At 57.0% G+C, this 24,923-nt stretch carries 27 protein-coding genes and 5 pseudogenes; 9 read left to right on the plus strand and 23 right to left on the minus strand.

Annotation, left to right across the window (positions count from 1 at the left end):
- Positions 1-19: 19 nt before the first annotated feature.
- From JCM25146_RS00890 to JCM25146_RS00920, 7 genes and pseudogenes are all read right to left on the minus strand, one after another.
- Complete coding sequence (locus JCM25146_RS00890) at positions 20-259, minus strand: acyl carrier protein (RefSeq protein WP_025825175.1); 240 nt, start codon at positions 257-259, stop codon at positions 20-22.
- A 288-nt stretch (positions 260-547) separates the two neighbouring features.
- Positions 548-1,288: a 3-oxoacyl-[acyl-carrier-protein] reductase gene (gene fabG / locus JCM25146_RS00895; RefSeq protein WP_025825177.1), complete on the minus strand. Its 741-nt coding sequence runs from the start codon at positions 1,286-1,288 to the stop codon at positions 548-550.
- Positions 1,289-1,304: 16 nt separating this feature from the next.
- Positions 1,305-2,248: pseudogene (gene fabD / locus JCM25146_RS16270) on the minus strand (ACP S-malonyltransferase).
- Positions 2,249-2,338: 90 nt separating this feature from the next.
- The gene (locus tag JCM25146_RS00905; protein ID WP_025825179.1) at positions 2,339-2,860 is read right to left on the minus strand and encodes a YdcF family protein; all 522 of its coding nucleotides are present in this window, start codon (positions 2,858-2,860) and stop codon (positions 2,339-2,341) included.
- Between the two features lie 17 nt (positions 2,861-2,877).
- A complete protein-coding gene (locus JCM25146_RS00910; RefSeq protein ID WP_025825181.1) occupies positions 2,878-4,134 on the minus strand; it encodes a class I SAM-dependent methyltransferase in 1,257 nt (418 codons plus the stop codon).
- A 14-nt stretch (positions 4,135-4,148) separates the two neighbouring features.
- On the minus strand, positions 4,149-4,898 hold the full coding sequence (locus JCM25146_RS00915) for a glycine betaine ABC transporter substrate-binding protein (protein WP_025825183.1): 750 nt from the start codon (positions 4,896-4,898) through the stop codon (positions 4,149-4,151).
- A gap of 201 nt (positions 4,899-5,099) precedes the next feature.
- A complete protein-coding gene (locus JCM25146_RS00920; RefSeq protein ID WP_025825186.1) occupies positions 5,100-5,456 on the minus strand; it encodes a hypothetical protein in 357 nt (118 codons plus the stop codon).
- 471 nt (positions 5,457-5,927) lie between these two features.
- Between JCM25146_RS00920 and JCM25146_RS21820 the strand changes: the two genes are divergently transcribed.
- Both JCM25146_RS21820 and JCM25146_RS24370 read left to right on the plus strand, forming a co-directional pair.
- Positions 5,928-6,257: a hypothetical protein gene (locus JCM25146_RS21820; RefSeq protein WP_148298916.1), complete on the plus strand. Its 330-nt coding sequence runs from the start codon at positions 5,928-5,930 to the stop codon at positions 6,255-6,257.
- A complete protein-coding gene (locus tag JCM25146_RS24370) occupies positions 6,254-6,946 on the plus strand; it encodes a cold-shock protein (RefSeq protein WP_025825188.1) in 693 nt (230 codons plus the stop codon). Before JCM25146_RS21820 ends, JCM25146_RS24370 begins: the two co-directional genes overlap by 4 nt.
- 115 nt (positions 6,947-7,061) lie before the next feature.
- Here JCM25146_RS24370 and smpB read toward each other — a convergent pair whose 3' ends face one another.
- The 4 genes and pseudogenes from smpB to JCM25146_RS00950 form a co-directional block, all read right to left on the minus strand.
- Positions 7,062-7,559, minus strand: a complete 498-nt coding sequence (gene smpB / locus JCM25146_RS00935; RefSeq protein WP_025825190.1) for an SsrA-binding protein SmpB — start codon at positions 7,557-7,559, stop codon at positions 7,062-7,064.
- A gap of 2 nt (positions 7,560-7,561) precedes the next feature.
- Positions 7,562-8,451, minus strand: a pseudogene (gene dapA, locus JCM25146_RS16275) (4-hydroxy-tetrahydrodipicolinate synthase).
- Positions 8,452-8,462: 11 nt separating this feature from the next.
- The gene (locus JCM25146_RS00945; protein ID WP_025825192.1) at positions 8,463-9,359 is read right to left on the minus strand and encodes a prephenate dehydratase; all 897 of its coding nucleotides are present in this window, start codon (positions 9,357-9,359) and stop codon (positions 8,463-8,465) included.
- Positions 9,360-9,364: 5 nt separating this feature from the next.
- Positions 9,365-10,096: a 3-deoxy-manno-octulosonate cytidylyltransferase gene (locus JCM25146_RS00950; protein WP_025825194.1), complete on the minus strand. Its 732-nt coding sequence runs from the start codon at positions 10,094-10,096 to the stop codon at positions 9,365-9,367.
- A 126-nt stretch (positions 10,097-10,222) separates the two neighbouring features.
- Here JCM25146_RS00950 and JCM25146_RS00955 point away from each other — a divergent pair, with 126 nt between their 5' ends.
- From JCM25146_RS00955 to JCM25146_RS00970, 4 genes are all read left to right on the plus strand, one after another.
- On the plus strand, positions 10,223-10,723 hold the full coding sequence (locus tag JCM25146_RS00955) for a c-type cytochrome (protein WP_242400817.1): 501 nt from the start codon (positions 10,223-10,225) through the stop codon (positions 10,721-10,723).
- Complete coding sequence (locus tag JCM25146_RS00960; protein WP_035371659.1) at positions 10,720-11,514, plus strand: inositol monophosphatase family protein; 795 nt, start codon at positions 10,720-10,722, stop codon at positions 11,512-11,514. Before JCM25146_RS00955 ends, JCM25146_RS00960 begins: the two co-directional genes overlap by 4 nt.
- Positions 11,515-11,616: 102 nt before the next feature.
- Positions 11,617-12,876, plus strand: a complete 1,260-nt coding sequence (gene serA, locus JCM25146_RS00965; protein WP_025825199.1) for a phosphoglycerate dehydrogenase — start codon at positions 11,617-11,619, stop codon at positions 12,874-12,876.
- A gap of 22 nt (positions 12,877-12,898) precedes the next feature.
- Positions 12,899-14,395: a YifB family Mg chelatase-like AAA ATPase gene (locus JCM25146_RS00970; RefSeq protein WP_025825201.1), complete on the plus strand. Its 1,497-nt coding sequence runs from the start codon at positions 12,899-12,901 to the stop codon at positions 14,393-14,395.
- 6 nt (positions 14,396-14,401) lie between these two features.
- On the opposite strand, the pseudogene metC reads toward JCM25146_RS00970, so the two are convergent.
- The 3 genes and pseudogenes from metC to JCM25146_RS23125 form a co-directional block, all read right to left on the minus strand.
- Positions 14,402-15,615: pseudogene (gene metC / locus JCM25146_RS16280) on the minus strand (cystathionine beta-lyase).
- Entirely contained in the window at positions 15,608-16,201 is a 594-nt protein-coding gene (locus JCM25146_RS16285) for a sulfurtransferase (RefSeq protein ID WP_369347385.1), read from the minus strand. Before JCM25146_RS16285 ends, metC begins: the two are co-directional and overlap by 8 nt.
- Positions 16,147-16,458, minus strand: coding sequence for a rhodanese-like domain-containing protein (locus tag JCM25146_RS23125; RefSeq protein WP_242400818.1), 312 nt, complete (start codon positions 16,456-16,458; stop codon positions 16,147-16,149). Before JCM25146_RS23125 ends, JCM25146_RS16285 begins: the two co-directional genes overlap by 55 nt.
- Before the next feature lie 218 nt (positions 16,459-16,676).
- On the opposite strand from JCM25146_RS23125, the pseudogene JCM25146_RS16290 reads away from it, so the two are divergent.
- Together JCM25146_RS16290 and JCM25146_RS00990 are read left to right on the plus strand one after the other, a co-directional pair.
- Positions 16,677-17,764: pseudogene (locus JCM25146_RS16290) on the plus strand (AI-2E family transporter).
- A complete protein-coding gene (locus tag JCM25146_RS00990) occupies positions 17,761-18,468 on the plus strand; it encodes an endonuclease/exonuclease/phosphatase family protein (RefSeq protein ID WP_025825204.1) in 708 nt (235 codons plus the stop codon). Before JCM25146_RS16290 ends, JCM25146_RS00990 begins: the two are co-directional and overlap by 4 nt.
- Here JCM25146_RS00990 and cls read toward each other — a convergent pair.
- On the minus strand, positions 18,459-19,886 hold the full coding sequence (gene cls / locus JCM25146_RS00995; RefSeq protein ID WP_025825206.1) for a cardiolipin synthase: 1,428 nt from the start codon (positions 19,884-19,886) through the stop codon (positions 18,459-18,461). The genes JCM25146_RS00990 and cls overlap by 10 nt on opposite strands.
- Positions 19,887-19,896: 10 nt before the next feature.
- Between cls and JCM25146_RS01000 the strand changes: the two genes are divergently transcribed.
- The gene (locus JCM25146_RS01000) at positions 19,897-20,337 is read left to right on the plus strand and encodes a YraN family protein (protein ID WP_242400819.1); all 441 of its coding nucleotides are present in this window, start codon (positions 19,897-19,899) and stop codon (positions 20,335-20,337) included.
- A 48-nt stretch (positions 20,338-20,385) separates the two neighbouring features.
- Here the strand turns inward: JCM25146_RS01000 and JCM25146_RS01005 are convergent, their stop codons facing one another.
- The 8 genes and pseudogenes from JCM25146_RS01005 to purS all read right to left on the minus strand — a co-directional run bounded on the left by JCM25146_RS01005 (position 20,386) and on the right by purS (position 24,906).
- Positions 20,386-20,703: a hypothetical protein gene (locus JCM25146_RS01005; RefSeq protein WP_025825208.1), complete on the minus strand. Its 318-nt coding sequence runs from the start codon at positions 20,701-20,703 to the stop codon at positions 20,386-20,388.
- Positions 20,704-20,774: 71 nt separating this feature from the next.
- A complete protein-coding gene (gene grxD, locus JCM25146_RS01010) occupies positions 20,775-21,113 on the minus strand; it encodes a Grx4 family monothiol glutaredoxin (RefSeq protein WP_025825209.1) in 339 nt (112 codons plus the stop codon).
- A 37-nt stretch (positions 21,114-21,150) separates the two neighbouring features.
- Entirely contained in the window at positions 21,151-21,381 is a 231-nt protein-coding gene (locus JCM25146_RS01015) for a BolA/IbaG family iron-sulfur metabolism protein (protein WP_025825210.1), read from the minus strand.
- A 17-nt stretch (positions 21,382-21,398) separates the two neighbouring features.
- Positions 21,399-23,602 (minus strand): annotated as a pseudogene (gene purL, locus JCM25146_RS16295) (phosphoribosylformylglycinamidine synthase subunit PurL).
- Positions 23,599-24,300: a phosphoribosylformylglycinamidine synthase subunit PurQ gene (gene purQ, locus JCM25146_RS01025; RefSeq protein ID WP_025825211.1), complete on the minus strand. Its 702-nt coding sequence runs from the start codon at positions 24,298-24,300 to the stop codon at positions 23,599-23,601. The pseudogene purL and the gene purQ overlap by 4 nt, the downstream one beginning before the upstream one ends.
- Positions 24,297-24,413 (minus strand): Rap1a/Tai family immunity protein, encoded by a 117-nt coding sequence (locus JCM25146_RS23130; protein ID WP_242400820.1) that lies wholly within the window; start codon positions 24,411-24,413, stop codon positions 24,297-24,299. Before JCM25146_RS23130 ends, purQ begins: the two co-directional genes overlap by 4 nt.
- Positions 24,386-24,667 carry a hypothetical protein gene (locus JCM25146_RS16300; RefSeq protein WP_242400821.1) on the minus strand — a complete coding sequence of 94 codons (282 nt, stop codon included), beginning with the start codon at positions 24,665-24,667 and terminating at the stop codon, positions 24,386-24,388. Before JCM25146_RS16300 ends, JCM25146_RS23130 begins: the two co-directional genes overlap by 28 nt.
- The gene (gene purS, locus JCM25146_RS01035) at positions 24,664-24,906 is read right to left on the minus strand and encodes a phosphoribosylformylglycinamidine synthase subunit PurS (RefSeq protein WP_025825212.1); all 243 of its coding nucleotides are present in this window, start codon (positions 24,904-24,906) and stop codon (positions 24,664-24,666) included. Before purS ends, JCM25146_RS16300 begins: the two co-directional genes overlap by 4 nt.
- Between the last annotated feature and the right edge of the window lie 17 nt (positions 24,907-24,923).

Genomic DNA, 24,923 nt, shown 5'->3' on the forward strand with positions numbered 1-24,923 from the left:
TAAGGCAGATGGCCTGAAATCAGGCTGCTTTCTGCTTTTCAATGTAATCGATGGCGTCTTTCACCGTGGTGATTTTTTCAGCGGCATCTTCGGGGATTTCGACATTGAAGGCTTCTTCAAACGCCATCACCAGCTCAACGGTGTCAAGGCTGTCAGCGCCCAGATCGTCGATGAACGACGCTTCCGGTGTCACTTTGCTTTCCTCAACGCCGAGATGCTCGACCACGATTTTCTTAACCTTATCAGCGATTTCGCTCATCTGTCTTTCTATCCCATATGCCTGCCTACCAAAAAAGGCAGGTTGTTCAGGTGTTTTATCCGCGACGGACCTTGATGCTGGCAGAGAACTGGGAGGCAAACACCCTCCCGTTTCCGGTCCAGCAGCTCAGGTATTGCGCGCGATTAGCACGTTTTATCTCTCCACGCCAAGGCAAACCCGACAAATACATCTGTGGTAAGCCAAAAACAGCATGGTTGCGCAGCATGTGTGGCACATCTTGAAGCATTTTGCACCACCTGTTCTGGTGGTGCTCTGCTTTTCGTGTGCTCAGGCCATGACCATGCCGCCGTTGACGTGCAGTGTGGCGCCCGTAACCCACTTCGCCTCGTCCGATGCAAGGTATAGCACGGCAGAGGCAACGTCCTCCGGCTGGCCCAGGCGTGCAAGGGGGATGGAGGAAAGAAGTTTTTCCTTCTGTGCATCAGGCAGCACGTCGGTCATCGGGGTGACAATAAAGCCGGGGGCCACAACGTTAACGGTCACTCCACGCGAGCCTGCCTCCTGCGCCAGAGATTTGCTCATCCCTACCATGCCGGCTTTGGCAGCAGCATAGTTGGCCTGCCCTGCATTGCCGGTGGTGCCAATAACAGACGCAATGTTGATAATGCGGCCCGCACGGCGGCGCAGCATACCTTTGAGGGTCGCACGGCACAGGCGGAACGGCGCGGCAAGATCAACATTGAGAACCTGATTCCAGTCCTCGTCCTTCATGCGCAGGGCCAGTGTGTCCCGCGTCAGACCTGCGTTGTTGACCAGAATGTCCAAGGGGGCACCGGCAACTTCTTCGGCCCGGGCGATCAGGGCATCCGCTTCGGGCGGCTCGCTCAGGTTGGCGGCAGCATGGAATGCCCCCTCCCCCAGCTCTTCTGCCAGTTCGCGGATAACCGCTTCGCGCGTGCCAGACAGCACGACCTTGGCCCCCTGAGCATGCAGGGTTCTGGCAATGGCGCTGCCAATGCCACCGGACGCACCGGTGACAAGTGCTGTTTTTCCATCCAGTCGGAACATGGTTGGCTATCCTGTTTTAAAGGGATTTGAGAAAGGCTTCGACATCGGCCGGAGTGCCGATGGACAGGGCCGAAACTTCGGGGTCAATACGCCGCACCAGACCGGATAGAACCTTGCCTGCCCCGATTTCCACAAACGTATCAACACCCAGACCGGTCATGGTCGCTACACTTTCGCGCCAGCGCACACGACCTGTGACCTGCTGGACCAGATTAAGGCGAATCGTATCGGCATCGCTCTCACGCTCGGCTGTAACATTGGCAACAACCGGCACAACAGGTGTTGCAATGTCGCTTTGGCCAGTGCTTCGGCCATGACGTCTTCAGCTGGCTTCATGAGCGAGGAATGGAAAGGGGCTGAAACCGGGAGCTTGAGTGCGCGCTTGATGCCCATTTCCTTGGCAATGTTAATTGCGGCATCAATCCCGGCCATTTTGCCGGAAATAACAATCTGACCACCGCCATTGTCATTGGCAATTTCGGTGCTGCCTTCTGCGCTGGCGCGGGTGCAGATTTCTTCCGCCTGTGCAAGTGTTACGCCAATCAGTGCGGCCATGCCGCCCTCCCCGGCAGGAACCGCGCGCTGCATGGCCTGCCCGCGCAGACGCAGCAGCTTGGCTGCCTGTGCAACATCAAAGGAGCGGCCTGCGGCAAGTGCCGCATATTCCCCTAAAGAATGCCCGGCCAGCAGGCTAACGCGCCCCGCCAGATCAAGCCCGCCATCAAGCTCAAGTACGCGCAGAACCGCCATGGATACGGCCATAAGAGCAGGCTGGGCATTTTCGGTGCTGGTCAGGGTTTCAAGTGGGCCTTCAAAAATCGTTTTTGACAGATGTTCACCCAGAGCATCGTCAACTTCCTGAAAAACTGCACGTGCTGCGGGAAAAGCAGCGGCAAGCTCCTGCCCCATGCCAACGGACTGGCTGCCTTGTCCGGGAAAAGTAAATGCGTAAACGGCCATGATACTCACTGTTTCAAAAACGATGCCCAAAGGCAGGTCAATTGTCAGGAATGGCAGAAAAAAACCATTGGGTGCAGAATAGGGCCTGCGTTAGCGCGGCACAATACGCCAGACCAGAACGAGGAGTGCATCCCACGGAATTGCAAGGGTTTCGTGCGCGATGCGGTGCAGCTTTGTGCGTAGGCGCATGGGGCGTTGAGTATGCTGGACAAATGGAATGGCGTGGGCCTGCCACCCGGCTAGACGTAAAAGCAAAAAACAGCGAGGTACATGGTATGGGCTTGTTACCATGGCCACCGGCGTGTTGAGGGCAATGCCAAGGCGCTTGAGAATGGCGGAGCATAGAACAATGGAATCAAATGTGTCGGTCGCGCTGCTTTCAGCGACGATCTGCCATTCAGGCACTCCGGCGCTGTGGAGCAGGCGGGCCATGACGGCTGCTTCCGTCAGGCCGCTTTGCGGGACACCGCCGGTAACAATGTACGTAACCTGCCGTTTTGCCCCATAGGCCAGAGCAGAGTGTATGCGTGCGCGTAGTGCTGGTGTCGGCTGGCCATCGGGGAGCAGGGCAGCCCCAAAAATTATAACTGGCTCCGGGTTATTGACCTGCATGCGCGTCGTATGTGCGCTCAGGCTGGTGAGCGGAGCAGAACACGGTTCAGGCGTTCAAGAATATAGAAGCTCTCTTGCCAGACATGCCTGAACTTTTCTGCATTAACACCGCGAGTGGCCAGAATCGCAGCCAGCTCGCCCAGCGTGCGTTCTCCATCAATCAGGGGAAGAATGCCACGTGCCTGCGGAGGGAGGGGGATGGGTACGACCAGAGTACCAAAAGCAAAAGGCAGCATGTTGTCTGGCGTCATCTGCTTGGCCAGCTCTGCCCCCGGAATTTCGCGCATAATGGGTACGGCATTCGGGGCTAGTGGATCAGGCTTGGTGAGCCCCGCATGTTTGCGCACAACATAGGCTACATGAGTTGCCATGTTGCCAGCAAGGTCCTCCGCAATGGCCGCCTGCTCCTGCCACGGTAGCGTCGCAAGGCGCGCACGCAGGCGTGGGTCAGGCAGGAAGAGTGCTGGGTCGTACCGGGCTGGTTCCATCAGTGCGGCAGGTTCCAAGCCGGCCTGATCCAGCAGGGCCAGAAAGTCGGTAATGGTGTAAGCTCTGTCCCTCGGGTTGAGTAGCAGATCATACAATCCTGCATCTCCGCCGGACAGGTGGTCGCCAAAATTACCATTCTGGCGCAGCCATGCGGTAGCAGGGAGTGTGCGCATGACGCGGCGCGCGACATCAAGTCGTTCTTCGGGCGATTGGGTCAGCGGGGCCAGTTTTTCCAGCGCATCTTGCAGCATATATACGCCGGTGCGACCAAAGGGCGCGTAGACCATAAGCCCCATGCCCCCGCCGGGAGTCAGGTGGCGTTCCAGAGTTTGTAAGGCTGCTGCCGGGTCAGGTAGATGGTGCAGCACACCGCAACAGTCGATGTAGTCGAACAGGCCCAGTTCTAAGGCATCGAGTTCGTTAAGAGAGCCCTCAATAAAGCGGATATTGTCCAGTTTGCGGGTTTGGGCCCGTGCCTGCGCAATGGAGAGCGCCTTGGTTGAGCGATCCAGGCAGACAACTTCCGCCGGGCGATCTGCCCGTGCCAACTGGGTGGCCAGCATGATTGCGCCATCCCCCGTACCGCACCCGGCGACCAGAACCCGCATGGATTTGCTACGGGGGCGTTGGGCGCCAAAAACCCAATAATCCACTTCGCGCAGATGGCTGGGGCTGCCAATAAACAGGCGCCGCGTTTCGTCCTGCGGATTGCGCTCGGGGTATGGATAAGCCTCGTACTGGGCGGCTAGTCCAGCGTCACGATCATCTGTCGGGGTGGCTGTCATGGGCTTTGCAACCTTTAGCGGGGCAAGAGTTTGCCGCGCTGCCATGCTTCGGCAGCCTCGTCTGCGCTCATGCCTTCAACACGCATGGCGTAATCCATGGCGCTGATGATCTTGGCGCTGAGCATCAGTTCATCCAGTTCATCCAGCAGGTCTGTCTCCAGTTCATCACGCACTCCTGCGCGCAGAAGGAGCGTGGCTTCCTGCTCTTCTCCCATTGCTTTTTTGGGATCATTGAGGATGCGCAGTCCACCTTGGTGGAACAGGAAGCACGGCTGGAAGAGCGGCATAAGGCTGGGTGTATCCGCAGCAAGGGCAGCATTAAGCCGGGCCAAAGCTGCCTCGTCCGGCAGAACTTCAAGCGTAAAACCAGCGTCAGCCAGAGAATAGGCATCCAGCACATGCTGCATACGCTTTTCCAGAGACTGGGGGGTAATAATCGTCCGGCTGACAGCCGCCCCGTTCTGGGCCAGCTCAGCTAGCGATGTGATGGGGCTGTTCTCGTCCGAAATGCAGCAGCAGGCTTCTGGCCGGAACAGGTTGCCCAGTTGCGTAATGCCGGGGGAAAGCAGGCTTGCGTCCTCTTCGGGTAGCCATGCTGCAACGTAGATATCAATTTCGCCTTTATGAAGCAGGTCGGCCAGAGCCTCTTTGGGGCCTGTTACAATTTCAGGCTCAATGTCGTTGGCTTCTAGAACCCGAATGATGGTGGCTGCCGTCGCCTCATGAATTGTGGAATCAGGATAGGCGAGTGTCAGGGATGTCATTTCGGGTTCCTCTGGATCGGTCGGGACAGCAAGGTCTTAGCCCTGTCCTTGCCGCACGGCAAAGTGCAGTGGCAATCCCTCAAATGGAAATATTTGGTGTTGCCGGGTATTTTTATGGTGAGTGGGATAAAGAAAAGCCGTCATCCCCGGGGTGGGAATGACGGCCAAAAGCACCAGAACAATATGGTTTGGGGGCAGTAATCAGGCTGCGACAATGCCCTGTTTTACCGGCAGAACCGGGCGGATCATGTTCAGGGCGTCAGCAAAAGATGCGAACTGGCCCAGCGTATTGTCGCGCACGGCATCCATAACAATCCAGCGGTTGCCGCGGGAATAAACCTTGTAGGCCGGGTTGGAGGTCTCACGCACCCAGATCAGAACATAGCCGGAGGAAACACCTGCCTGTTTTTCTTCCGAAGGGAAGATATCGGCATCGCAGATACCCATGGGCTGGCTGGCTGCAATCCAGCGATCCAGATAATCACGGTGACGGCACATGATTTCCATCTGGAACGGGATGACCTGACAGGTGTTCTGTGTTTCCGACTGGCGCAGCATAAGTTCTGTATCCCCTACTCAAACCCGGTGGCTCTTTCTGAATTTGAGAGTAAGGGGGAAAGTTCGTGCCGCGCTACAGGAAAGAGAGGTCTCCCGCCTCATAAAAGGGCAGGTTGAGAGGGTAGTGGCGAAAAAAACACAAAGCAGTCGATTTTGTCAGGAAATTATGCACAATTACGGTGCGAATGATTAAAAAATGAGCATATTTTCGCGTCACCGTACGCCCGCATGTGCGTCTTAAATAAACAGAACCACGTTTTTGTGTCGGTACCAAAGCTGTCGGAACATATGCGTGGCGGCGTAAATGAAGGCTGACGTGGATGCTCTTCCCTCTCCACTGTTTATAGCGTGGCATAAGCAGGGATGTGTCATGTCATCGGGAATTGTTATGGCTGGAGTGTTGTCTCGCTTGCAGAGGGGAGTGCTCTCCTCGCCCCTTTGCTCGCGTGTTTTAAACTATAGTTTGCGTGGTTGGTTGATCTGATCGCTTGTAAGTTGTGTTTTGTGGCTGCTTTGCACGCAGGATTGGACGCCCCGGAGCGTGAGAAAGGGGCGCGGCATCACAAATTTGTGAAACGAAGAAAAGTGCGTGAAGCGGGCGCGGTTTTCATGCTTTGCTGTAGCGGCACGGTAATGACTGTGCTACGCATGCGTTGGGCATGTTTGCAATATTCAGGAGGGGGAATGATGGGCTTTTTGTTCAAAGCACGTAAACCTGTCAACCCATTCTGGCAGTTTGCCCGTTTTTCAATATCCGGAGAAGAATCTGTCTTCTCCGCACTCCAGGATCAAGACCGTTGAAAAGTAACAGGACCGACCGCAGCCCCCGTTCTCCTCGCCGCGGCGGATTTGATGACGACTATATGTCGATGCCTTCTTTCGGTGAACGCCCCGCTTACGGTGGTGGCGGTGGTGACCGTGGTGGCTTTGCTCCGCGTCGGCCCGCTGGTGGTCCGCAGGTTATCGCTTCCGGCCCGGAAGTGGGCGCGTCCGTCAAGTGGTTCAATGGCGAAAAAGGTTTCGGCTTTGTCGAACTCGCTGATGGATCGGGCGATGTGTTCCTGCACGCCAATGCGCTGTCTCAGGCTGGTGTTCAGGGCGTAAACCCTGGCGCAACTCTGGTTGTGCGTATCGGTCAGGGCCCCAAGGGTCGTCAGGTCGCTGAAGTCATCTCTGTTGACGAAAGCACGGCTCAGCCGGAACGTCCGCGTAGCCCTGCTGGTGGTCGCCCCGGTTTTGGCGCACGTCCTGCTGCACGTCCTGCTCCTGATCTGTCCGACGCTGAAGACACGCGCGGTACCGTTAAGTGGTACAACGCTGTTAAAGGCTTTGGCTTCATCACGCCTGAAGGTGGCGGCAAGGACATCTTCATTCACGCATCCGCATTGGAACGCTCCGGTCTGCCGGGTCTGAACGAAGGCCAAGGCGTGAACGTTAAGGTTGTTCAGGGCCAGAAAGGTCCGGAAGCTGCTGAAGTGACCTCTGCCTGAGGCACTGCTTTTTAGCGGTACGTTAGAAAAAAGCCTCGGTCTTGATGACCGAGGCTTTTTTATGACTGCTCATGTAAGCCATAAAGAGTTTCGTTATATGGGCTGGGCTTGGGGGTTAGTAGTCGCCCTTGCCCTTGTTACGGATCAGACGGGCTTTGTCGCGCTGCCAGTCCCTGTCGGCTACTGCCTGGCGTTTATCAACGCTTTTTTTGCCAACACCCAGACCAAGGGTTACTTTGGCCAGTCCCCGGTCATTAAAGTGGATGTCCAGCGGCACAAGGGTTGCCCCCTGCTTGGCAATTGCCCCCATAAATTTTTGCGCCTGTTTGCGGTGCATGAGCAATTTACGAGGTGCGCGCGAGTCAAAGCGTGAGAGAACCCCGCCCTGATACTCTGGGATATAGCTGTTAAACAGCCAGAGTTCACCGTTGCGTTCACCTGCAAAAGCTTCGCCAATCGTCGCACGACCAAGGCGCAGGCTTTTAACTTCCGGCCCTTTGAGCACAAGCCCGGCTTCTACAGTTTCCTTTATGGTATAGTTGAAGCGCGCTTTGCGATTTTGCGCGACCATACCATGGGAGATCATGGTGCTTTTGGTGGATTTTCCAGACATGATCAGCCCAGAAGCCCGACATCAACCAGCGCTTGCCGGACTTTCTGGCGGGACGCATCGGTTAGCGGGGCAAGTGGTAGGCGGCAGGTCTCGCCTGCCAGTCCCAGCAGGCTGGCGGCATATTTGGCCGGAGCGGGGTTGCTCTCGCAGAACAGCGTGTCATGGAGCGGGGTCAGGCGGTCCTGAATGGCAATTGCGTCCTGTGCCTGCCCTGCTTTCCATGCGGCCTGTACGGCAGCGCAAAGAGCGGGAGCAATGTTGGAGGTCACGCTAATGCAGCCATCTCCGCCTGCGGCCAGAAAAGCCACGGCCGTACCATCTTCACCAGAAAGCTGGTTAAAGGGCTTGTCCACGGCCTGACGGACCTGAAGGGGACGGAACAGATTTGCTGTTGCGTCCTTTACCCCCAGAATATTGGCATGCTTTGCGAGCCTGGCTGTGGTTTCCACGCTGATGTCAACAATGGAGCGGCCCGGAATGTTGTACAAAATAACCGGAATGGAAACCGCATCAGCTATGGTCATGAAGTGCCGGTACAGCCCTTCCTGCGTGGGCTTGTTGTAATAGGGAGCGACCACCAGCGCTGCCGAGGCCCCAGCCTGTTCCGCATGGCGGGCAAGGTCAACAGCTTCGGACGTGCTGTTGGAGCCTGCCCCCGCAATAACCGGCACACGACCATTGGCAACTTTTATGGTGCGTTCCACAACCTCATGGTGCTCGCTGTGGGAGAGTGTGGGGCTTTCCCCCGTTGTGCCTACGGCACACAGCCCGGAGGTGCCCTCCTTGATCTGCCAGTCCACCAGTTTTTCAAACGAGACAAAATCCAGGCTGCCGTCCCGGTTCATCGGGTGATGAGTGCAGTGATGGAGCCGGAGAAGAATGTATGAGGCATGGGGCAGTCACTTATCCTGGAATGGCATCTGCGGGAGTGGAGTGTGGCGTGTCCTGCCCTTGGGTGGCGGCATAGCGCCGGAAGGGCGATTGTTGATACACGCCCAGAATTGTGGCGTTTTTGGAGAAAAATTCAAGTTCCGCCAGAGCTTTGCCCAGATGGGAATCGCTGGGGTGGCCTTCTACATCCATCAAAAAACGTGTGGCGGCAAATGTTTCACCCGTCATGTAGCTTTCCAGCCGGGTCATGTTTACGCCGTTGGTGGCAAATCCCCCTAGTACCTTATAGAGGGCGCCGGGGCTGTTTTGCACGCTGAATAGCAGCGTGGTCATGGTGTGTGGCGTGTTGGGCTCAGGCTCTTGGGGCGTGCGGGCGGTAATGTAAAAGCGCGTGGTGTTGTGGGAGGCATCTTCCACATTGCGTTGTAGAATTTCCAGCCCATACAGTTCTGCGGCCAAGGCGGAGGCAACTGCGGCCTCTTCGGGCTTTTGCCAGAGCGCCACCAGTTCTGCAGCCCCTGCTGTGTCAAATTCCGTGACCGGGGTCAGGTTATGGTTTTTGAGCAGATTGCGTATCTGGGCCATGGCAACGGGGTGCGTATGCACACGGCGGATCTGCTCCATGCGGGTGCCCGGCACAACCAGCAGGCAGTGTTCAACACGCTGGAAATGTTCGCCAATAATATGCAGCCCCGATGCGGGGAGGAGCGAATGAATGTCTGGCACACGGCCTGCCAGACTGTTCTCGCACGCCAGCATGGCCTGTTCTGCACGTCCGGTATGAACGGCATCTATGGCGTCTGCAAAACTGTGGCATGGCAGTGTTGTCCAGCCCGGGCGTGCTGCGCGGCAGGCCATATCGGAGTAGGCTCCATGCATGCCCTGAAAGGCGATAACTTTGTCCATCATGGCCTTTATGCTCCAAGCAGGCGGCGTGCCCGTTCCAGATCCTGTGGTGTATCAACCCCAAATGGCGCGATTGCAATACGTGCACAACCAATGCGCATACCATTTTCCAGCGCACGGAGTTGTTCCAGACTTTCGCGTTTTTCCAACCCGGACGGAGGGAGTTGGACAAAGCGCGCAAGAGCGGTGCGCCGCCAGCCATACAGGCCCACATGGTGCCATAGGGGCCCCGGCCCCCATGGAATGGGTTGGCGGGAAAAATAAAGGGCTGGGGTTTGTTGCGCGTCAGGTGCAAAATGGCAGGCGACCTTGACTACGGAAGATGCGTTTTTCTCTTCTTCCGAGGTAATGGGCGCAACAAGGGTGCCTATGTCAAACGCCGGGTTGTTCATGACCTTGCTAACCTCATGCAAGGTCTGTGGTGCAAGCGTAGGTAGATCCCCCTGTAGGTTGATGATGGTGCTGTACTGCCCGCGCGGGTCAATACTCTGCACAGCCTGCCACACCCGGTCCGAGCCAGATGGCAGGTCTGCATCGGTCAGCACGGCTGTTCCTTTGGCGGCGGTCACGGCCTGACATATCTCTGTGTCAGCGGATGCAACCACCACAGGGCCAATGTCGGCTTTAAGCGCGGCTTCAAGCACATGCACGATCATGGGGCGTCCGGCTATGTCGGCCAGAGGCTTGCCGGGGAGCCTTGTAGAGGCAAGTCTGGCGGGGATGACAACAAGGGGCGGCATGGATCAGCTTGCTCCAAAAGACAGCGCGGCTTATAGCCGTGGAAAAGCGCCGGGCAGTCTAGAAAAGCTGCACTGCAAACGCAACCAGTGATAAACAGGGCGGTCGTGCGGATGGATGGCAGGTTCGTGAACAGGGTGGCGGTCTCGGTTCTGCTGAGCGCTGTTGCCATGGGGGGCGCACTGGCGGTGGCCGGCTCCGTTGTGCCGGATACAGCACCTGCCACGCTGGCTTTCCGGCTTCCTGACCAGCAGGCAGTCACCATTGCGCCGTTTATGGTGCGTGCCAGTTCTGCCCATGGTGGGCAGCTGGTGCGCCATATCTGCGCGCAATGCCACGCCCTTGCCGCTGGAGGAGAGGGTGCGGGGCCTGTTCTGGCTGATGTGGTCGGCCGTACTGTCGCCTCCCTTCCCGGCTATGCTTATTCTGCCGCGTTGCGCCAGCATGGTGCTCAGGTCTGGGATGATCAGAGGCTGTCCGACTGGCTGACGTCTCCTGCCCGTTATGCTGCGGGTACACGCATGTCTTTTGCCGGTTTGCCTGACCCGCAGGATAGAGCCGATGCAATTGCTTACCTGCATACGCTACACACCCCCTCCCCCACGCCAATAACAGGAGAGAACCGATGAGCCTGTCGGGAATTGACCAATTTGTGGATGTCGCCACCATGCTGGCGGATGCGGCGCAAAGTGTTGTGCGGCCATGGTTCCGGCGTGGTGTGAATGTGGACAGCAAGCAGGACGCAAGCCCGGTGACGGTAGCAGACCGGAGTGCCGAGCGGGTGATGCGCGCCATACTGGCTGAACGCCTCCCCGACCACGGCGTGTTCGGGGAGGAGTTTGGTCAGGATAATGCCGGTGCGGACTACCAGTGGTTGCTGGACCCGGTGGATGGCACACGTGCGTTTGTAACCGGACGTCCGTTGTTTGGCACCCTGATCGCCCTTTTTTACAAAGGTGAGCCCATACTGGGGGTTCTGGACCAGCCAGTTCTGCAGGAGCGCTGGCTGGGGGTTAAGGGGCGGCAGACACTCTTTACCTCACCTTTGGGGGGAACTGCCCTGACCCGGCAGGGTGTGGCGCTGGAGGATGCTGAGATGTCCTGCACATCGCCCGAAATGCTTGAACTTGCTCCCCATGACCGCTGGCGACAGCTCAAGCAAAATGCACGCCGGATGACATGGGGCGGAGACTGTTACGCCTATGGTCTGCTCGCTATCGGGCAGATTGATCTGATCGCCGAATGTGACATGAACCCGTGGGACTGGGGCGCACTTGTGCCGATTGTACACGGTGCCGGTGGTGTCATGAGCGCATGGGATGGCTCCCCTTTACGGCTTGATGGTGACCGTACGGTTCTTGCTGCGGGTTCTGCCTCCCTGCACAGTCAGGCTGTAGGGATACTGCGGGCGGAACAGTAAGATTTATATAGGGCATATCGGCAAATTTGGGCGCGCAGACTATGCATTGGTCCAGTTTTGCGATAGGTCTGCGCTTCGGTACAACAGCGATGGTCAGTCCAAATGAGCACGAGCACGCACCTGTCCCTCTCCAAGGACAAGATCCGTATTCTTCTGCTGGAGGGTATCCACGATAGTGCCGTCGCCCTTCTGAAGGCCTGTGGTTACGAGAATGTCGTACGCCATAAAGGGGCACTCGAGGGCGATGCGCTCAAACAGGCGCTGGAAGGTGTGCATATTGTCGGCATCCGCTCGCGCACGCAATTGACCAAAGAGGTCATTGAAGGTGCGGACCGCCTTATGGCCATCGGCTGTTTTTGCATTGGCACCAATCAGGTCGATCTGGAAACGGCACGCCTGAACGGGATCCCTGTTTTCAACGCGCCTTACAGCAACACGCGTTCCGTGGCCGAACTGGTCATGGGCGAGATTGTTATGCTGATGCGCCGCATTTTCCCCCGCTCGGTCGAGTGCCATAAAGGGGCATGGACCAAGTCAGCAGCCAATAGCTGGGAAGTGCGTGGCAAAACCCTTGGTATTATTGGTTACGGCTCCATCGGCTCGCAGTTGTCCGTGCTGGCAGAAGCTTTTGGCATGCGCGTGGCTTATTACGATGTAGTGGACAAACTGGGTCATGGTAACGCCATGCCGGTAGACACGTTGGATGACCTGCTGGCCCAGAGCGATGTGGTCAGTCTGCATGTTCCCCAGTTGCCAACCACAGCCAATCTGATGGGGGCCGAGCAGATTGCCAAGATGAAGAAGGGCTCCTTCCTCATCAACAACGCGCGCGGCAATGTGGTGGATCTGGACGCGCTGGCCAAAGCGCTGGAAAGTGGCCACCTGCTTGGTGCCGCGATTGACGTGTTCCCCAAAGAACCCAAAGGTCCGGGGGATCTGCTTTCTACCCCGATCATGGGGCTTGATAACGTCATCCTCACCCCGCACATCGGTGGTTCCACGGCAGAAGCTCAGGAACGCATTGGCGTGGAAGTGGCCCGCAAGCTGGTGGAATATTCGGATGTTGGCTCCACCTTTGGTGCCGTCAACTTCCCCGGCGTGCAACTGCCACAAAGCCCGCGTGGGACGCGCTTCATGCACGCGCATCATAACATCCCCGGTGTTATGATGAAGCTCAATGAAATCTTCCTGCGTGAGACCTGCAATGTGACCGCCCAGTTCCTCCAGACGGATGGGGAAATTGGCTACGTGGTGATTGAAGCGGATACAGGTGGTGATACCGATCTGGATGATCGTCTGCTCAAGGCCCTGCGTGAACTGGATGGCACAGTGCGTGCCCGTCTGATTTACAAAGGCCGTTAAGCATGGGCTGCGGAGAGTGGGAATGATTTACTCCCGCATCCGCAGCTTTGCATTTTCGGGTATCGAGGCACGACCCGTATGGGTTGAGGTTCAGATATCTTCTGGTCTGCCTGCATTTCTGGTTGTGGGGCTACCAGACAAGGCCGTAGCCGAAGCGCGCGAGCGTGTGCGGGCGGCCTTGACCTCCATCGGGCTGGCGCTGCCCGCAAAGCGTATTGTGGTAAATTTGGTGCCGGCGGACCTTCCCAAGGAAGGATCGCACTTTGACCTGCCCATTGCGCTGGCCCTGCTGGCCGCCATGGGGGTTATTCCCGGAGAAGAAGTGGGGCGCTATGCAGCCCTTGGCGAGCTCTCGCTCGACGGGCGGCTTAATCCGGTTTCTGGTGTGCTGTCAGCCTCGCTTGAGGCCGCATCCATGGAGCTGGGCATTGTCTGCCCTGCGGCTCAGGGCGAGGAAGCTCTGTGCGGTGGGGACATTGCCATTCTGGCTGCCGTAGACCTTTTGTCGCTGATTAACCATTTTACGGGCCTGCAAATTCTCTCTGGCCCCGTTTTTTCCAATACTCCCGATGTTGATGATGCCCCCGCCGAGCCTGATCTGGCTGATATAAAAGGCATGGAAATCGGGCGTCGTGCGCTGGAAATTGCTGCCGCAGGCGGGCACTCCCTTTTGCTGTCCGGTCCGCCCGGCGCAGGCAAATCCATGCTGGCATCACGCTTGCGCGGCCTGCTGCCAGACCTGCTGGCACCCGAGAGTCTGGCGGTTTCGCGCATATATAGTGCCGCCGGGTTGCTGCGTGATGGCAGACCCATGCGCCGCCCCCCTGTGCGTGATCCGCACCACTCTGCCAGCCTGCCCGCACTGGTTGGCGGGGGTACGCGTGCTCGCCCTGGGGAAATCAGTCTGGCGCATCATGGCGTGTTGTTTTTGGATGAATTGCCTGAGTTCTCTCGCGCGGCGTTGGAGGCTTTGCGCCAGCCGCTGGAGACCGGGCAGGTCAGTATTGCTCGAGCAGCTGTGCATGTTACCTACCCTGCCCGCTTCCAGCTTGTTGCTGCCATGAACCCATGCCGTTGTGGGTATCTGGGGGACCCGGAGCGTGAATGCGGCAAGGCACCCCGTTGTGGAGCGGATTATCTGGCGCGTCTTTCCGGCCCGCTTATGGACCGGATTGACCTGCATGTGGCCATGCAACCCTATGAACCCATAGGGTATATGGCGCAGGGCGGTGGGGAAGATACAGCAACAGTTGCGCGGCGTGTGGCTCAGGCCAGAGCACTTCAGGCACATCGGCAGGGCATGCGGAAAAATGCCGAAGCACCGCTTGATATCCTCAGCCTGACAGGCAGAGCGCAGGAACTGGCGCAAACCATTGCCGAGCGCTTCCGTTTTTCCGCACGTGGTTACACTCGCCTGTTACGGGTCGCCAGAAGCATAGCAGATCTGGCTGAAAACCCGGATGTGGAGGCACAGCACATCGCCGAGGCTGCTACATTCCGGGCCCGTTCCAGTACGTAAGGCGTGTCAGATGGTCGTATGGTGCAGGGCGTTGAAGGCCTGCTCCAGATCGTCAATCAGGTCCTGCGTGTTCTCCAGCCCGATCTGCAGACGGAATGCAGGAGAATCCGGCTGGTCGGAGCCAAAGTTCCGCGTGATACCGCCTGTGGTCGGCAATACCAGACTTTCGTATCCACCCCATGAGGCACCAATGCCAAACAGGCGCATGGCGTTAATCATGTGCTCCATGTTCTGGCGCGTATATGTGGTGTTCAGCACGACCCCAAACAGGCTGCCTGCCCCCGTAAAATCGCGCTTCCAGTAAGTGTGGCCCGGGCAGTCAGGTAGAGCTGGGTGCAGAACCTGTGCAACCTCGGGGCGTTCGTGCAGCCATGTTGCAACGTGCAGCGCTGTGCGTGCCTGCTGCGCCATACGGACCCCCATGGTGCGCAGGCCGCGCAGGGTCAGCCAGCAGTCGTCCGGTCCGGCAAGCTGGCCAAGCTGGATGGAGCGTCGCGCAGGATGTGCCAGCTAGCCTGATCGGCTACGGTAATAGCGCCAGCAATAACATCGGAATGTCCTGCGGGATATTTGGTCAGCGCCTGAATGGAAACATCTACCCCGTGCTCAAACGGGGCAAAAATGCCAAACCCCCACGTATTATCCAAAAACAGCCGTGCCCCATGGCTATGGGCGACATCTGCCAGCATGGGAATGTCCTGCACTTCAAAGGTATGGCTACCCGGACTTTCCGTAAAAATGATGCGGGTATTGGGCTGAACATACTCCTCAACCTCGGCTCTGCTGGCACAGGGCGGGAAGTAGGAAATATCTACCCCAAAACGCCGGAGCATATTCTCGGCAAAACGGCGGGTCGGGCCATAGATGCTGTCCACCAGCAGGCAGTGATCACCGGCCTTTAAAAAAGCGAGCAAGGGGGTTGTGCAGGCAGCAAGACCGGAACTGACAATCTGGCAGTCCGTGCCGCCTTCAATCTGTGCGATCAGTTTTTCCAGCTCATGCTGGGTGGGGGAGCCCATGGCACCATAGATGCTGGTGTGGTCATAGCGCTCCAGTCCCTTGCGGTTCATGCTCTGAAGGGAGGGGAAAAGGACAGTAGAGCCCCGCTCTACCGGCAGGTTGACGTAAGTTCCCCCTTCGGGCGCAGCTGCACGGCCTGCATGGGTCAGGGAAGTACCCAGTTTTTGCCATCCGGCATCCACGTTACGGCGGTCAGTCATGGGTTGTATCCGTTGTTATGGGCGTATTGGGTGTGCTGCCCCATTCGGCCCAGGAGCCGTCATACAGGGCGTTGGAGGTAAAACCAGCCAGTTCCAGCGCAACGCTCAGCACCGCGGCGGTCATGCCGGACCCGCAGGTGGTGATGGGGTGCGTGGTGGCGGTTACACCAGCATGTAAAAACATGGTTTCAAGCTGTGCTGCGGGTAAGAAAAAACCGTTTTCATCCATAACGGTTTTATAGGGTATGTTACGGGCACCGGGCATATGGCCCGATTTTACGCCTGCGCGTGGTTCTGGGGCCATGCCGTAAAAGCGGTCTGCGCTGCGCGCATCCAGTATCGGGCGGTTTTGCAGCCTGACGTGCTCAAGCATGTCCCCCAGTCCGGCTATGCGGGAATATTCTGTTCTGGGATGGTAGGTTTGTGGCGCATGCTCTGCTCCAGTCCCCTGTTCGACCGGCAGGTTCTGCTGTTGCCAAGCGCGAAGACCACCATGAATGATCTGCGTTTTTTCATGTCCGAACAGTTTTGTCATCCACCATGCCCGGCAGGCGGAGGCCACATTGCCCTGATCGTAAAATACCACATGGGTTTCGGGCGTAATACCAGTGCGCCAAAGAGATGCGCAAAGCGTGCAGCAGACGGTACCGTATGCGGCAAGCTGCTTTGTGGGTCTGAAAAAACGTTGATGTCAAAATACTGGCTGCCCGGAATATGGCAGGCATGAAACCGTTTTAGTGGGTCGAAGGTCTCTCCCGGCAGGGCTGTCGTGGCATCCAGAAAACGGATGGAGGTATCCTTGGCAAGAGTATGCAGAAAACTGCCGGAAATGAGAGGAGACATGTCCATAAAGTTCCATAATGTTTTTAATGCAGGTCAAAGACGATCACATAGTCTGGGGCAACAGGCAAACGTGTTTGTGCCGCGGCGTATGTACCAACACAGAGCGTTTATCGGAACCGACTGGAAAGTCGGGGCGGAATGCGCCATATCATAAAGCCGATATGCCATGTTCTTGTGGGAACATACAAAATTAAGGCGTTCCGTGGTTTATTGCGCGCATGACTGATGGTCACACATTGACGGCTGAACGCATTCTCCGGTTTTTATTGCTGGTGGGAATTGCGTATGGCTGCATAGCCGTGCTGGTGCCTTTTTCTTCCGCCCTGCTCTGGGCGGGGGTGCTGACGTACACGACATGGCCTCTGTTCCAGTATTTGCGGCGGAGCATGGGTGCCAACGCAGCCAGCCTGATCATGACCGTACTGTGCGCCGTGTGTGTGGTGTTCCCGCTGGCTTTGCTTGCCTCTGCCTGTGTTGCATCCGGTCCACGCTGGGCGCTCCAGCTGACAACCCTGTTCGGGCAGGTCAACCAGTTGCCTCCCCTACCCCACTGGCTTGATAATCTGCCGGTTTTTGGGCCTGATATTCACCGCAGATGGGCGTTGTGGAGCCGTAATCTGGAACTCGCTGCTGCGGAGTTGCGGCCTTATGCCGGGGGAATTATCCAGTCGGTTCTGAGCGTGCTGATGCAGATGGCCAATGGTGCGCTCCACCTTGTTACGGCATTGTTCATTTCTTTTTTCTTCTGGATCAGTGGCTCTATCCTGTGGGACACGCTGCAGGCCGTTATGCTGCGCATTGCCGGGCCACAGGCCGGGCGGCACCTGTCCATTATTGCCAGCACGGTACGTGGCACGGTCTATGGTATTCTTGGCACCGCATTATTCAGGGTATTCTGACCGGGCTTGGCTTGTGGATGTTTGGCGTGGCTGAGGCGGTTATTCTGGGCGGCGTTGCTGCGTTTTTGGCTGTTTTTCCTGTTGGAGCGCCGCTGGTCTGGATACCTGCAGCTGTATGGCTGTTTGTCACACACCATCAGCTCAAAGGAATTTTGCTTATCTTGTATGGTGTTATTTTTATTTCCGGGGCGGATCATCTGATTCGTCCACTATTTATTGCGCGCGGCTCCAAGCTGCCTTACCTGCTGACCGTGCTTGGGGTTATTGGCGGGTTGCTGGCATTTGGTGGTGTGGGTATTTTTCTGGGGCCGGTCCTTCTTGCAATCGGTTTTACACTGACTATGGAGTTTGCCCAAGGTGAGCCAGTGCGGACCACACTGGATGAGACAAGGACCATGGGGCCATGAAGCGTCGTCTGTCCCGTTTTGTAGAATTGGCTGCCCGTGGGCGGCGCAGGCATGCTGTGGCTAACGATACGCCGGGTGTTAAGGTTATCAGTTGGAACCTGCTGCGCCGCACGGGCGCGACAGTGCATGATGTTGCCGCCCTGATTGAGGCAGAGCAGCCTGATATTCTGCTGATGCAGGAAGCCACGGTGGAAATTGATATTCTGCCAGATGTTATTGGTGGACATTATGCCCGCTCCCCCCTGCCGGGGCGCATTCATGGTGTGGCGTGCTGGAGCCGCCTGCCCTTTGCGCGTCCGCCACGTGCGTGCACCATACCTTCTGGGCCGATTGTTAAGCGGCATGCCCAGATCATAGAATACGCGCAGTTTTCTCTGGCTAACGTACATCTCTCTCATGGACAGATGCTTAACCGCCGGCAGTTGCGCAGGATTGCATCCCTGCTCTCCGCACCATGTGCCATTTTGGGAGATTTCAATCTGGTGGGGCCAACCCTTGTGCCGGGTTTTGCCGATGTGGGGCCAAAGGCACCGACCCACCGCATGGTCGATCTGCTGCCAATCCGGCTTGACCGCTGTCTGGTGGAAGGCATGGTCTGCTCGGAAGCGCGGGTACTTCCCGTCTTTGCTTCTGACCATCGGCCGATAGCCGTGACTCTTCAACCAGAGATTGGTTTGAAGCCGGCTATTTTTGCTTACAGGTAAGGCATGAACAATCTGGCAAATGAATCGCGGATGCGTGTCAGACTGTTGCGTTTGTCCAGATCATAATGTGTGAGCCGGTGGTTGCGGTGCTGGCATATAAAGTCATCGGTAATCTGAGCCATGGCCACATCATATGTTTCCATGTTGATCTCAAAATTCAGGCGTAGGCTGCGAATATCCAGATTGGAGCTGCCTACAAACGACCACGCCTTGTCCACCACCATTAACTTGGAATGGTTAAAAGGCGGGTTCGCGTGCCACACACGCACCCCCGTATCCAGCAATGGAGAAATATTGGCAGCACACGCCCAGTCCAGCGGGCGATGATTGCTGCGGAGGGGGATAATAATATCCACCTGTACCCCGCGCAGGGCGGCCAGCCCCAGTTCGGACAGAAAACGCGCGCCAGGCAAAAAATACGGGGTCATGAGCCGTATGCTTTTGCGCGAGAGCGTGATGGCCTGCAACATGGTGTATTCGATTTTTTCCAGATCCGTATCCGGGCCTGCGGTCACAATACGGGCCAGAGATGCGCCATTGCCCGCATGTTCTTGCAAAAAAAGATCACGGTTCAGTTGCTCTCCAGTTGTAAAATACCAGTCCCACGCGGCAACCTGTGCAAGTTGATGCACAACCGGCCCTTCGATCTGGAAATGGGTGTCGGACACGGGGTTGCGGGGTTTACGCGCGACCAGATTATCGTCGGCAATATTAAGCCCGCCCATAAAGCCGATACTGCCATCCACAACCAGAATTTTGCGATGGTTCCTCAGGTTCAGAAAAGGCATGCGCCATGGAAGGAGTGAATGCATAAAGCGCGCGCAAGGAACGCCCGCGCGTTTAAGGTAACGGTAGGTGGGGGACAGGAAGTAACCGCTGCCAATACCATCAACCAGCACGCGCACATGGACCCCTCTTTTGTGCGCGGCAATCAGCTTGTCTGCAAAGAGTTGGCCGCAGGTGTCATGCCGGAAAATATAGGAACACAGGAAAATGCTTTTTGTGGCGTTTTCAATGGCATTGAGCATATGTGGGTAGGCACCGTCCCCATCATGCAGGCAGGTTATGCTGTTGTTGCCCACAACGGGGCGGGTTGTCAGTTTGCCAACCATCAAAGCCAGTGGCGCAAACTGACCATCAAGCTCCCTGTTCCATGAGGAGAGGTCCGCTCCATCCTGCCGATGGGCTGTTCTGTCTCCAACCAGTTTTTTAGCAAGTCGCGTGACGCGGTTAATGCCAAACATAAGGTACAGCGCAGTGCCAAAGAATGGCATAAGAACACACACACCAATCCACCCGATGGCGGATGATGTGTTACGTTTTGTCAGAAGAATATGCAGACTGACGCTGGTAACCAGAGCCAGGCGCATACACGCAACAACAAAAGCTGTTGTGGAAAACTGAAGGTCAAAAAGCATGGTGGAGAGAATGCTTTCACAACAAGCGGCTGGCGTCCACAGCATAGCGCATAAGTGTTCTACAAAACCGGCTGGCCCGGTTGCTGCGCGGCGTGTAAGAGGTGCAGCATCCTACCAGAGCGGGCTGGCTGCGGAGGACGCAGTTTGCCAGAAACTGCGCAATGCAGGCTGGCAGATTTTATTGCAGCGCGCCAGAACGCGTCGGGGAGAAATTGATATTGTTGCGCAAAAAGGCGCACTTATCAGCTTTGTAGAGGTCAAACAACGCCAGACTTTACGGGGGGCAGCCGAGTGCCTTTCTGCGACCCAGTCCAGAAGGCTGTATAGGGCGGCTGAGTGTCTGCTACAAAGCCACCCGCACTGGCAGTATGAGGAACTGCGCTTTGACCTGTTTATGGTGGATGCTCAGGGTAACATAGAATGGCTGGAGGATATTATCCGCCAGATGTAAAGGCGAACTGAGCACCGTCAGAGAGCCGCTGTCGGCTCTGGTGGCTTATCAGGTGCGGTGGTGGTGTTTGCTGGCATGCAACACGGTATGCGCACTCTGGTGGTAGCTGACCAGATGCACCATTTTGCCGTGTTGGGCAGAAGCCAGAATAACCTTGTGGCCTGCATGCGCATTGGCAGCTACACGGCGTACCATATGATGTGCATGGATGACAGGTGGTGGAGCAGTCAGGGAGGCAAAGGTTAATTTGCTAGCTTCCAGATCGGAAAGAACACGTTCCGCATGCACTGAAGAACTGGAGGCCATTACACTCAAGCCAATACCAGCCAGAGCAAAAAGCCCGCGTACAAACGGAACTCGCGTCATTAACCTTAGCCCCCTGATCTTATGTCTGCCTGAAACTATACAAAGCAATTTCAGGCTGACAACCTAATAATTCAGGCAGACGCGTTGCAGGCGATATTTTTTTCTGCGAGCAATTTCTGGAGTTCACCTGTCTGGTACATTTCGGTCACAATGTCGCAGCCACCGATGAATTCACCCTTGACGTAAAGCTGGGGAATGGTCGGCCAGTTGGAATAGTCCTTAATGCCCTGACGCAGCGTGGAATCTGCCAGAACATTGGCTGTTTTGAACGGTACACCAACATGCTGGAGAATCTGCACTACACGGGCAGAAAAGCCACACTGTGGGAAATCAGCATCCCCTTTCATGAAAAGCATGACGGGGTTGGAATCAATGTCGTGCTGGATGGTCTGTTTGATGGAATCAGTCATGATCTGTGGTCCTTGAACGTGTGGAAAACGGTTCTGGTCAGGGTGCGGACGTGCGGAGGGCCAGCGCATGCAGCTTACCCCCCATGTGTCCTTCGAGCGCATTATAAACAAGCTGATGCTGCCTGACGCGCGGAACATCACGGAAGGCTTCACTCACGATCGAACAGGAGTAATGGTCTCCATCTCCTGCCAGATCGTCAATTTTAATCTGGGCGTCGGGGAACGCCTTGAGAATGTAAGCTTCAAGTTCTGTGGCAGACATGGCCATGATGCTGTGCCTTTTTCCTATTTATCCATCAACGCAGGAAAAAAGCTTTCGTGCGCAAACTGGAGACGTGCAGCAGATATGGTAACTCCGCTAGGCAGAATCAACTCATTCCCGCCTGCACGACCCATCAGGCGTGCGGGTACTCCAGCCTGTGCTGCACGGGCGCAGAATGCCTGAGCATCGTCCACGCATACAAGGTAGCGCGCCTGATCTTCACCAAACCAGAAGGCTTCCGGTCGGATGCCGGAATCTGGGCTCTCCAGCTCACAGCCAATGCCAGAGGCCATGACCATTTCGGCCGCAGCCACCAGAATGCCGCCATCTGCAATGTCATGGCATGCGGTAATCTGGCCAGCCTGAATTTCAGCCCGGACAAAATCGCCGTTCCGTTTTTCCGCTGCCAGATCAACTGCCGGCGGTGCTCCGTCTTCCCTGCCTAGAATTTCACGCAGCCAGATGGACTGGCCCAGTTCACCTTTGGTTGTGCCTATCAGCACCAGATCCTTGCTGGCCTGCATGCCAAGGCCAATGGCGGTGGACACGTCATCAAGAACGCCAAGTCCGCCAATGGCAGGCGTGGGCAGGATCGCCTGTGTTGTGCCATCGGGCATCCGCGTTTCATTGTAAAGGGACACGTTGCCACTGACGATGGGGAAGTCGAGAACCTTGCAGGCTTCTCCCATCCCCTCAAGGGCAGCAATAAACTGCCCCATGATTTCAGGCTTTTCCGGGTTGCCAAAGTTCAGGTTGTCCGTCACCGCCAGCGGGCGTGCGCCAGTTGCCGTGATGTTGCGCCATGCTTCGGCCACAGCCTGTGCCCCGCCTGTGCGTGGGTCAGCCTGACAGTAGCGTGGTGTGCAGTCCGTCGTCAGTGCAAGGCCGATCTGGGTGTCGTCCACTTTGACAATGGCTGCATCTGCGGCACCTGGACGACGGACAGTCTGCCCACCGACCGTGCTGTCATACTGGTTCCACACCCATGCACGCGATGCCAGATCGGGCGAGGCCACAAGCTGGAGCAGCATGGCATCAAGGGAGAGAGGAGCATGCACGTGGCCAAGTGCGGCAGGTGCCGTAGGGGCGATGGATGGACGGTCATAGACCGGGGCTTCGTCCGCCAGAGGTTCGAGCGGAATGTCGGCCTCAAGCGCCCTTTGTGCTTGATGACAATATGCCCGGTTTCGGTCAGGTGACCGATAATGGCAAAGTCCAGTTCCCACTTTTCAAAAATCTTACGCGCAAGCTCCGTCCGGTCAGGGCGGAGAACCATGAGCATGCGTTCCTGACTTTCGGAAAGCATCATCTCATACGCGGTCATATTGGGTTCGCGCTGGGGTACTGCGTCCAGATCAAGCTCAATACCCACCCCGCCTTTTCCAGCCATTTCCACGGCGGAAGAGGTCAGGCCTGCGGCACCCATGTCCTGAATGGCGACAATGGCGTCCGTGGCCATCAGCTCCAGACAGGCCTCAATCAGCAGCTTTTCAATGAAGGGGTCGCCGACCTGTACAGTAGGACGTTTGGAAAGCGCGTCCTCATCAAATTCGGCGGAGGACATGGTTGCACCATGAATCCCGTCCCGCCCCGTGCGTGAGCCAACATAAACAACAGGATTGCCAACACCGGCGGCGGCAGAAAGGAAGATGCGATCCTGCCGTGCAATGCCCACGGTCATGGCGTTAACCAGTGGGTTACCGTCATATGCCGGGTGGAAGTTGATTTCCCCGCCAACGGTTGGTACGCCAACACAGTTGCCATAACCGCCAATGCCGCGCACCACACCATCCACAATGCGGCGGGTCACCGGGTTTTCCGGGGTGCCAAAGCGCAGGGCGTTCAGGTTGGCCACCGGGCGGGCACCCATGGTAAACACGTCACGCAGAATGCCGCCAACGCCCGTGGCCGCACCCTGATAGGGCTCGATAAAGGAGGGGTGGTTGTGGCTTTCCATCTTGAAGATGGCGGCATAACCTTGGCCAATATCCACCACACCTGCATTTTCGCCCGGACCATGGATAACCCAAGGTGCTTTGGTGGGTAGGCCGCGCAGCCATTTGCGGGAAGATTTGTAGGAGCAGTGCTCCGACCACATGACGGAGAACACACCCAGTTCCGTCAGGCTGGGCGTGCGGCCCATGATAGACAGAACGCGACCGTATTCCTCGGCTGTTAAGCCGAATTCACGCGCAAGGGATTCATCAACGGTTACAGGCTTATTCACCGGACAAGAGCCTCCACCAGACCTTCAAACAGAGGCAGACCATCCTCACCGCCCATAAGGGGATCAACCAGATCCTCGGGGTGGGGCATCATGCCGCAGATACGTTTGTTTTCGCTTAGAACACCGGCAATGCTGTTCACGCTGCCGTTCGGGTTGGAGCCGGCATCATCTGCCTGCACGCGGCCTTTGGCATCGGCATAACGGAAGGCCACCCGCCCCTCGCCTTCAAGCACGGCCAGTGCTTCGGCGTCGGCGGTATAGTTGCCATCCCCATGGGCCAGAGGTGTGCGAAAGACGTCACCCTTTTTCCAGCGTCGGGTAAAAGGGGTGTTCTCGACCTCAACACGCAAATAGCAGTCCTGTGAGAGGAAGCGCAGGTTTGCATTGCGCAGCAGTGCGCCGGGCAGCAGGTTGCTTTCGGTCAGGATCTGAAAGCCATTGCACACGCCAAGGATATGGCCGCCTTTGGCTGCAAAGTCGCGCACAGCACCCATGATGGGGGAGTGCGCTGCCATGGCGCCACAGCGCAGATAGTCGCCGTAGCTGAAGCCGCCGGGCAGAACAACCAGATCAATACCGCTCAGATCTGTCTCATGGTGCCAGATCATGCGAGGGGCCTGCCCGGTCACGCGCCGCAGGGCAATGGCCATATCACGTTCCCGGTTCGTGCCGGGGAATACGACAATCGCTGCTTTCATTTTTTAACGTCACACGGATAAGAGTCATGCAGGGCGGTAAACACGCTCTCGCCCACCGGCTTGGCCAGAGAGTCGGAGTGCGCTTTCAGCCAGGCGAGCACCTTGGCGCGCATGGCGGCAATGTCTTCGCTCGCGGGAACGCAAAAGCCGTGGGGGCTGCTGCATCGCCACTGTTATGGGCGTTGATCTGGGCAAGGGTTACGCCATCCGTCAGCCCGCTCAGATACGCATCACATGCGGTGCGTGTGGCGGTGGTGGAGCACATTTTGCCCAGCGCGCCCGCCTTCATGGGGGCCAGACGCTGTGCCTGAGCCAGAGCGGGGACTGCCAGCGCTCCGGCAAGGGCGATCAGGGCGAGGCGCTTCATGCCACAACCTCGACCGAATAATCCTCGATAACCAGATTGGCCAGCAGGTTGCGTGCCATTTCGCCCGCTTTTTCGTGTGCTTCTTCAGCCTTCACGCCATGCAGGTCCAGCTCTATGACCTTGCCGACGCGCACATCCTGCACGCCTTCAAAGCCCAGTGTATGCAGTGCGTGACCAATGGCCTTTCCCTGCGGGTCCAGAACGCCGTCTTTCAGCATGACGGTTACACGTACTTTCATTCTCAAACTCCCAAAGT

The sequence above is a fragment of the Acetobacter okinawensis JCM 25146 genome (assembly GCF_000613865.1).
Lineage (GTDB): Bacteria > Pseudomonadota > Alphaproteobacteria > Acetobacterales > Acetobacteraceae > Acetobacter > Acetobacter okinawensis.